Raw genomic sequence first — 8,234 nt, 5'->3', positions numbered from 1 at the left:
CTCCGCGTCCGTCCCGAGCGGGTCCTGGCCGGCGCCGTCCGGCGACCCCGTCGCCGTGCCGGTCGCGCAGCCGCACGCCCGCCCCGCGACGCCGTCCGCAGCCGTCCCGCCGTCGACCGCGTCCTACGGCTACGCCGACGCGGTGACCCAGCACCTGCCGGTCGTGCCTGTGGAACCGACCACGATCCTCCCGACCGTCGCCCACGTCGCGGCCACCCACGTGCCCGCGCCCGCCGGCCACGACGAGATCAACTTCACCCGCCACGCGCGTGAGGTCGCCGACCCCGACCTCATCACCGCGCTCGCCCAGGTCGTCTACCAGGGTGCGTCGGACCTCCACCTCACCGCGGACGCGGCGCCGACCGTGCGCGTCGACGGATCCCTGCGACCGGCGGTCCCCGGTGGGCCGTGGGCGCGGAACAAGGTGATCGCCGCCCTCAAGACCCTGCTCTCGGTGGAGCAGGCGGGGCAGTTCGACCACGAGCAGGAACTCGACTTCGCGTACTCGCTGTCGCCCGAGTACCGCTTCCGCGTGAACTACTACCAGCAGCGCGGGAACTGGGGCGCGGCCTTCCGCATCATCCCGACCAAGATCAAGACCCTCAAGCAGCTCGGCATCCCCGAGCACGTGGGGGAGTTCGCCAAGCTGCCGCGCGGACTCGTGCTCGTGACCGGGCCGACCGGTTCCGGCAAGTCGACCACGCTCGCCGCGCTCATCGACCTCGTCAACGAGACCCGGGCCGACCACATCGTGACGGTCGAGGACCCGATCGAGTTCATGCACGACCACAAGAAGGCGATCATCAACCAGCGCGAGGTCGGGGCCGACACGCACTCGTTCGCCGCCGCCCTGAAGCACGTGCTGCGCCAGGATCCGGACGTCATCCTGATCGGCGAGCTCCGCGACCTCGAGACGATCTCCGTCGCCCTCACCGCGGCCGAGACCGGCCACCTCGTGTTCGCCACCCTGCACACCCAGAGCGCTCCCGGCACGATCGACCGCGTCATCGACGTCTTCCCGCCGCACCAGCAGGGGCAGATCCGGACGCAGCTCGCCTCGACGCTCGAGGGTGTCGTCTGCCAGACGCTCGTACCGAAGGCCAACGGTGCCGGCCGGGTCGTCGCCACCGAGATCATGAGGACCACCCCGGCCATCGGGAACCTCGTGCGCGAGGGCAAGACGTACCAGATCACCTCCGCCATGCAGGCCGGACGTGACATGGGGATGCACACGATGGACCAGGACCTCGCCGAGCTCGTCAACGTCGGCACCGTCACGCGGGCTGCCGCGATGGAGAAGGTGCACGACCACGAGGGCTTCGACCGCCTCGTGCAGCGCGTCGAGTCCCCGTCCGACTCCTCGGCCGCCGCGATCGCCGCGTCCGAGATCGACTTCGGCGACAAGTACTCAGGAGGCCACTGATGTCGCTCGCCTACGACTACCGGGGGCGCGACGGCGCCGGGAAGCTCGTCAAGGGACGGCTCGACGCGTCCTCCGAAGGAGCGGTCGTCCAGCGTCTGCGGGGCATGGGCGTCTCACCGATCGCCATCACCGAGGCGAAGCCCGGCACCGGACTGCAGACCGAGATCAAGATCCCGGGGTTCGAGAAGGGTGTGGGGCTCAAGGACCTGGCGATCATGTCGCGTCAGGCGTCGACCATGCTGACGTCGGGGCTCTCCCTGCTCCGCGCGCTGTCGATCCTCGCCGACCAGACGGAGAACAAGAAGCTCAAGGTGATCCTCGGCAAGGTCCGGGACGACGTCGAGCGCGGTGTCTCCTTCTCCGACGCCGTGGCGAAGTACCCGGTCGACTTCCCGCCGATCATGATCAACATGATCCGGGCGGGTGAGACCGGCGGCTTCCTCGACCAGGCGATGGACTCCATCGCGACGAACTTCGAGAAGGAGCACAAGCTCCGCTCGACGATCAAGTCGGCGATGACCTACCCGGTGGTCGTGCTGGTGATGTCGCTGCTCGCGGTCGTCATCATGCTCATCTTCATCGTGCCGATCTTCCAGGACATGTTCTCGAGCCTCGGCGGGCAGCTGCCGGTGCCGACACAGATCCTCGTGACGATGTCCCACGCGATGCGGTGGCTCGGACCCGTGCTGGCCGTCGCGGTCGTCGTCGGGTGGCTCTGGTTCCGCGCCAACAAGAACACCGATCGCTTCCGCGCCGTCCGTGACCCACTGATGATGCGTCTGCCGGTGTTCGGCCCGCTGACGAAGAAGATCGTCATCGCGCGGTTCGCACGCAATTTCTCGAACATGATCGGGGCCGGCGTCCCCATTCTGCAGGCATTGCAGATCGTCGGTGAAGTCTCGAACAACTTCGTCGTGCAGAAAGCACTCGAACGGGTTGCGGAAAGCGTTCGGAAAGGTGAATCGATTTCCGCACCGCTGGCAAACGAGAAAGTATTCCCGAGCATGGTCTCGCAGATGATGGCGGTCGGTGAGGACGCGGGTTCGCTCGAGGTCATGCTCGAGAAGATCGCGATCTTCTACGATGCCGAGGTCGAGGCGACCACAGAATCCCTGACCGCCCTCATCGAGCCGTTGCTCATCGCGTTCCTGGGTGTGGTGGTCGGCGGGATGATCGTGGCGCTCTACCTGCCGATCTTCCAGATCACGTCGCTCGTCAAGTAGGAGCGGCTTTTCGCTACCCCTCGTGCGGGGGAGGAAGTACCCCCACTGCCCCCGGGAGTGGGGGTATTTCGTTCCCCACTTGCCCCCCGTTCTCGGGATTCCGCCCGGAATTGGCCCTGAATACTCTTGTCAGCGGCGGCGAGCACGCCCCGAACAATCTTCCCATCGCATTCCCGAAAGAATGGAAACACCATGTACTTCGCTCTCATGGGCAAGCTCGAGGCTCGCCGCAAGGGACTCCTCGAAGAGGACGAGAAGGGCTTCACGCTCATCGAGCTCCTCGTCGTCGTGATCATCATCGGCATCCTCGCCGCGATCGCCATCCCGGTGTACCTCAACGTGCAGAACAACGCGAAGGACGCCTCCGTGAAGTCGGACCTCGCCAACGCGAAGACCGCGGTGATCGCGTACCAGACCGACAAGAACGGCGCGCTGCCGGCCGCGACCGACTTCAACTCGTCGACGCTCGGCCAGTACGGCTGGACGCAGAGCACGGACAACACCATGGTCTACAAGACCACCGGCTCGGGAACGACCGCCGGCTTCTGCATCAACGGCACCGGCGCGACGAAGAACCCGTTCAACATCACGGACAAGACGTCTGCAGCCACCGGGTCCTGCTGATCCAGTTGATCGCGTGAAGGGCGGTCCGTCGTCGGACGGACCGCCCTTTCGCTCACCCGAACACCGACCAGGAGGTGACCATGATCCAACGACTGCGGAACGCCCTCAGCCCGCGCGACGAGCGCGACGCCGAGGCCGGCTTCTCGATCATCGAGGTCATGGTCGCGATGATGGTGTTCGCGGTGATGTCGGTGGGCATCGCCTACGGCATCGCGAACACCCTGCAGCTCACCCAGACGACCCGCGGCCGTGAGACCGCGGTGGCGCTGGCCTCGCAGGACATCGACACGCTCCGGCAGACCGCCGCGGCGTCGACCGCCGGGATCTTCAAGGTGATCAGCAAGGCGGGGGCCGACAACACGAAGACGGTCGGCAACGTCGAGTACAAGATCGACCGAGCAGTCTCTTGGGTGCAGAGCGACGGTGCGACCGGCGCGTGCGGGTCGTCGACCGGCAAGCTCGCATACAAGAGCATCGTCGAAATCGTGAGCTGGCCCAGCCCGCGCAGCGGCGGGACGAGTTCCACCTCGGTGACCTCCGCCATCGCGCCGAGCGACGCCGTGACCGACCCCGGGTACGGCACGCTGATCATCTCGGTCGCGACGGCGGCCGGCGCCCCGTACGCGGGCGTCGGCATCACGGTCACGCCGGTCTCCGGCGGCGGTGGCTCCGCGCTCACCACAGCGGTCCAGCCGACCGACGCACAGGGCTGCTCCTACGCGGTCAACGTGGCGCCCGGCGACTACACGGTCACCGCGAACACCACCGGTGGCATCGACACGAACCAGGCGCAGCCGTCCTCCCAGTCGCCGATCACCGTCTCCGCCGGTGCGAGCTCACCGGTACCGTTCGTGTACGACCGCGCGAGCCAGCTGACGCTGCAGTACGCGAAGGGCTACAACGCGACGCTCCCCACGAACATGGTGACGGTGCTCTCCTCGACGGTCGGCGGCCTCGACACGGTCAAGCCGTGGGACGTCACCAGCACGTCGCTCGCCGTCACGTCCGCCTCGACGCCGAGCCTGCCGGTGTTCCCGTTCACCTCGGGCTACACCGTCTACGCGGGTCCGTACTCGAACAGTTCGGCGTCGTCCTCGAGCTGTCTCAGCCCGAACCCGTCGGCATGGTCGACACCGAATCCCTCTGGGGCAGTCGGCTCGGCACCGGGGACGATCGAGACGTCACCGGGGGTGCCGTCCTCGGCGTCCGTGATGATGGGCGTCGCGACGGTGAAGGGGGTCAAGAGCCGCTACGTGACCGCGGTGTCGTCCTCGAACCCCGCTGCCGGTGACCCGGGGTGCTCCGCCGGCATGACGATGAAGTTCCCGCTCTCGTCAGCGGACACGGCGACGATCGCCCTGCCCTTCGGGACCTGGACCCTCTACTCGGGGACGTCCTTCGGCGCGACGACCAAGAACGAGATCGCCTCGAACGCCTCGAACGTGAACGCGGTCACGAGCGGCCGCGTGAACCAGAAGAGCGCGCTCGTGGTCATCAGCTACGACAACACGCTCACGCTCGACCCACGAGGGCAGACGTCGTGACCGGGGCCCTCCGTCGGCTGCACGCCGACCAGTCGGGCGTCACGCTCTCCGAGCTGCTGGTCGCGGTGAGCGTGGCGATGGTCATCCTCGTCGCCGTCGGCGGCTTCTTCACCGCCACGCTCCGGGCCGGTTCGACGAACACGACGTCCGACCAGAACGCACGGTCGGCGTCGATCGTGATGAACTCGCTGACCCGGTACGTCCACGCGGCGAGCCTGTTGCCGAAGGCGGACGGCAGCTACGCCGCGGCGCTGACGGAAGCCGCGCCGACGCGGACGACCTTCTACGCCTACATCAACCTGGACGGCAACAGCACCGACAAGCCCGTCCAGATCCGGTACTCGGTCAACGCTGCGAAGCGGATCGTCCTGGACCAGTGGGACGGCACCGCCAACAACGGCTTCTGGACGTTCCCCGCGACCACGCAGACCCCGACGCGCAGCGTCGTCGTGGGTGGACCCGTCGCGTCCCCCACGGTCGACGGCGACCCGCTGTTCGAGTACCTCGGGGCCAACGGCACCACCGTCCCGACGCAGTCGGACGGCACGCTCGCCGCGACGCAGCTCGGGAACGTCCGTGCCGTGCGCGTGAACCTCGAGCTCGGCTCGTCGACGGCCGGCCTGTCCGGGAACACCCACATCCAGAACACCCTGTACCTCTTCAACGTGGTCTACGGGACGAACACCGGAGGGACCCCGTGAGGCGGATCCACGCACTCCTGGACCGGGCCCAGCGCGACGAGCGGGGCATGATCCTCGCCAACGTGCTCATCTTCGGCACCGTCATGATGCTGCTCGTCGCGACCATGATCGCCGTGTCGACGTCCGGCGCCGTGAAGTCGGCGACCGACCGCAACTTCCAGAACGCGATCGCCGCCGCGTACGCGGGGCTCGCCGACTACCAGTCGAAGCTCTCGAACGACAACGGGTACGCCCTCTACGGCAACGCAGCCGCGCAGTTCAGCAAGGACAGCGGATCGACCTTCAGCGGACAGAACGGCAACGACGCCTTCTCGAAGTGGGCCGGGGTCGTCGGGTCGACGGACCAGTGGTACCGGTACGAGGTCGACAACTCGAACTACTCCTCGAAGGGCGTCCTGAAGGTCCGCGTGACCGGCAAGTCGGGCGGCAGCGTGCGGTCCCTGGTCGCCAACCTCAAGGGCGACGGCTTCATCAACTACCTCTACTTCACGAACTACGAATCGTCGAACCCGGCGATCTCCGGCAGCTCCTGCACCACCATGTACCAGTGGCAGAGCGGGACGAAGTGCCAGGCGGTGCAGTTCGCCGGGACCGACGTCCTGAACGGTCCCATCCGGACGAACGACGTGTTCACCGCGGCCTGCTCGACGGTGTTCAACGGCACCGTCGAGCAGCACGACACGAGCGTCCGCCCGTCCAGCGGGACGTGCAGCGGCGTGTTCAACGGCGGCGCCGCGACCGCGGTGCCCTACCTCGGGCTCCCCGCGCTGAACTCGAACATGTCGCAGGAGACCCGCACGGACACCCCGACCACGGTCCCTCGTCCCGGCTGCCTCTACACCGGGCCGACGCGGGTGTCGTTCCTCGGCAACGGCAAGATGACCGTCTGGTCACCGTGGTCCAAGGCGACGCAGATCCAGGTGGTCGCGTCGACCGGTGAGGTCAAGGCGGGAGCCGACCTCGCGAAGTCCGCCGCACTGTGCGGGACCATCTCGGACCTGCAGAGCGCTGCCGGTGCCACCATCACGACCCTCCCGGCGAACCTCATGTACGTCCAGGATGTGCCGACCGCCTCGAACAACGCCAACTCCTGGGCGGCGAACACGTTCCCCTCGAAGTACACGAACACGTACTGCACGACGACGGTCACCGTGCGATCGAACGGGACCACGACGACCACGACGAACCAGCCCTTCAGCAACGGGCAGGGCTTCCCGGCCGCCGGCGAGTGGATCAACGGCGGCACGTCGGGTTCGTACGCACAGACCGGGTCGGCGTCGGACACGTACAGCTGCTCGGCGGGGGACGTGTTCGTCAGCGGCGCGTTCGCCGGTGCCATGACCATCGCGTCGTCCGGCACGATCTGGGTGACGGACGACATCACCTACGTCAGCGCGACGAACGACATCCTCGGACTGGTCGGGCAGAACGCCGTCGAGGTCTACAACCCCGCACGCTGCACCTCCTACCCGACCGTCTACCAGTGGGGCGTCGGCAACGTCACCGACACCACACGCTGCAACCAGAGCGGCGTCCGACTCCTCAACCGGACCGGCGGCGAGTCCCTGACGATCAGCGCGGCGATCGCGAGCAACGCGGGGACGTTCTGGAACCAGAACTACGACATCGGGTCGAAGCTGGGTGTGCTCAAGGTCATCGGCTCCATCGCGCAGAACTGGCGTGGACCCGTCGCGACCACGGGCAGCACGGGGTTCTCGAAGAACTACGTCTACGACCAGCGCCTGCTGACCACCGCGCCGCCGAAGTTCCTCCAACCCGTGTCGACCTCCTACGGCGTGACCACGCAGGTGGAGGTGCAGGCGGCCTTCAAGGCGGACGGCTCGTGCGCGACGACCAGCACGGGGGCGTGCAGGTGATCGGCGTGGGCGAGGTCCTGCCGATCGTCGTCGTCCTCGCCGGCGTGCTCGGCCTGCTCGTCGGCTCCTTCCTGAACGTCGTCGTGCACCGCGTCCCCGCCGGCCTCTCGGTGGTGTCGCCGCCGAGCTCCTGCCCCGGGTGCGGACACGCCATCCGGCGTCGGGACAACGTGCCAGTGCTCTCCTGGGTGCTCCTGCGCGGACGGTGCCGGGACTGCGCGGAGCCGATCTCGCCTCGGTACCCGATCGTCGAGCTGTCGACCGCACTGCTGTTCGTCGCGGTCGCGGCCGTCGCGGTCTCCGGACCCGTGGTGATCGGACCCGTCCGTGTCCCTGCAGCCCAGGCGGTCCTCCTCGCGGCCCTGCTCTACCTCATGGCGGTCTCCGTCGCCCTCGCGCTGATCGACCTCGAGACGCACACCCTGCCGAACGCGATCGTCTACCCGTCCGCCGTGGTCCTCGTCGTCCTCCTGGTCGTCGTCTCGGTGCTGAGCGGAGACTTCGCGGCCCTCGGCCGGGCCGGGATCGGGGCGGTGGTCCTGGGCGGCGCCTACCTCGCGCTGGCCGTCGCGGTCCCGGGCGGGATGGGGCTCGGCGACGTGAAACTCGCCGTCGTCCTCGGGCTCGTCCTCGCGTACCTCGGATGGGGACCCCTCGCAGTGGGTGCTTTCGGCGCCTTCGTGGTCGGAGGTACCGTCGCGATCGCGCTGGTCACCACACGACGTGCGCGATGGCGCGGTGGCGTGCCGTTCGGGCCGTCGATGCTGATCGGCGCGTGGATCGGCATCGTCTTCGGACACGCTCTCTGGACCGCCTACCTCGGGGTCCTCGGACTCGCCTGA

At 67.8% G+C, this 8,234-nt stretch carries 7 protein-coding genes; all 7 read left to right on the top strand.

Annotated elements, in window-relative coordinates:
• A partial coding sequence (locus HWD93_RS07725; protein WP_306577044.1) for a PilT/PilU family type 4a pilus ATPase occupies positions 1 to 1,423 on the top strand: 1,423 nt, incomplete at its 5' end.
• Positions 1,423 to 2,646, top strand: coding sequence for a type II secretion system F family protein (locus HWD93_RS07720; protein ID WP_083295163.1), 1,224 nt, complete (start codon positions 1,423 to 1,425; stop codon positions 2,644 to 2,646). The genes HWD93_RS07725 and HWD93_RS07720, both read left to right, overlap by 1 nt.
• 192 nt (positions 2,647 to 2,838) lie before the next feature.
• Entirely contained in the window at positions 2,839 to 3,270 is a 432-nt protein-coding gene (locus HWD93_RS19095) for a type II secretion system protein (protein ID WP_071302478.1), read from the top strand.
• 80 nt (positions 3,271 to 3,350) lie between these two features.
• A complete protein-coding gene (locus HWD93_RS07710; RefSeq protein WP_261646492.1) occupies positions 3,351 to 4,814 on the top strand; it encodes a prepilin-type N-terminal cleavage/methylation domain-containing protein in 1,464 nt (487 codons plus the stop codon).
• On the top strand, positions 4,811 to 5,515 hold the full coding sequence (locus HWD93_RS07705) for a type II secretion system protein J (protein WP_071302480.1): 705 nt from the start codon (positions 4,811 to 4,813) through the stop codon (positions 5,513 to 5,515). The genes HWD93_RS07710 and HWD93_RS07705 overlap by 4 nt, the downstream gene beginning before the upstream one ends.
• Before the next feature lie 47 nt (positions 5,516 to 5,562).
• On the top strand, positions 5,563 to 7,392 hold the full coding sequence (locus tag HWD93_RS07700) for a hypothetical protein (protein ID WP_139199264.1): 1,830 nt from the start codon (positions 5,563 to 5,565) through the stop codon (positions 7,390 to 7,392).
• Positions 7,359 to 8,234, top strand: a complete 876-nt coding sequence (locus HWD93_RS07695) for an A24 family peptidase (protein WP_261646491.1) — start codon at positions 7,359 to 7,361, stop codon at positions 8,232 to 8,234. Before HWD93_RS07700 ends, HWD93_RS07695 begins: the two co-directional genes overlap by 34 nt.

Source organism: Curtobacterium sp. C2H10 (assembly GCF_025407985.1).
GTDB lineage: Bacteria > Actinomycetota > Actinomycetes > Actinomycetales > Microbacteriaceae > Curtobacterium.
Note: the sequence above shows the minus strand (reverse complement) of the source record. Positions and strands in the feature narration are given on the sequence as shown.

Coding starts and splice junctions, on each gene's coding strand:
- HWD93_RS07720 (WP_083295163.1), top strand. CDS start 1,423: ATGTCGCTCGCCTACGACTACCGGGGGCGCGACGGCGCCGGGAAGCTC.
- HWD93_RS19095 (WP_071302478.1), top strand. CDS start 2,839: ATGTACTTCGCTCTCATGGGCAAGCTCGAGGCTCGCCGCAAGGGACTC.
- HWD93_RS07710 (WP_261646492.1), top strand. CDS start 3,351: ATGATCCAACGACTGCGGAACGCCCTCAGCCCGCGCGACGAGCGCGAC.
- HWD93_RS07700 (WP_139199264.1), top strand. CDS start 5,563: ATGATCCTCGCCAACGTGCTCATCTTCGGCACCGTCATGATGCTGCTC.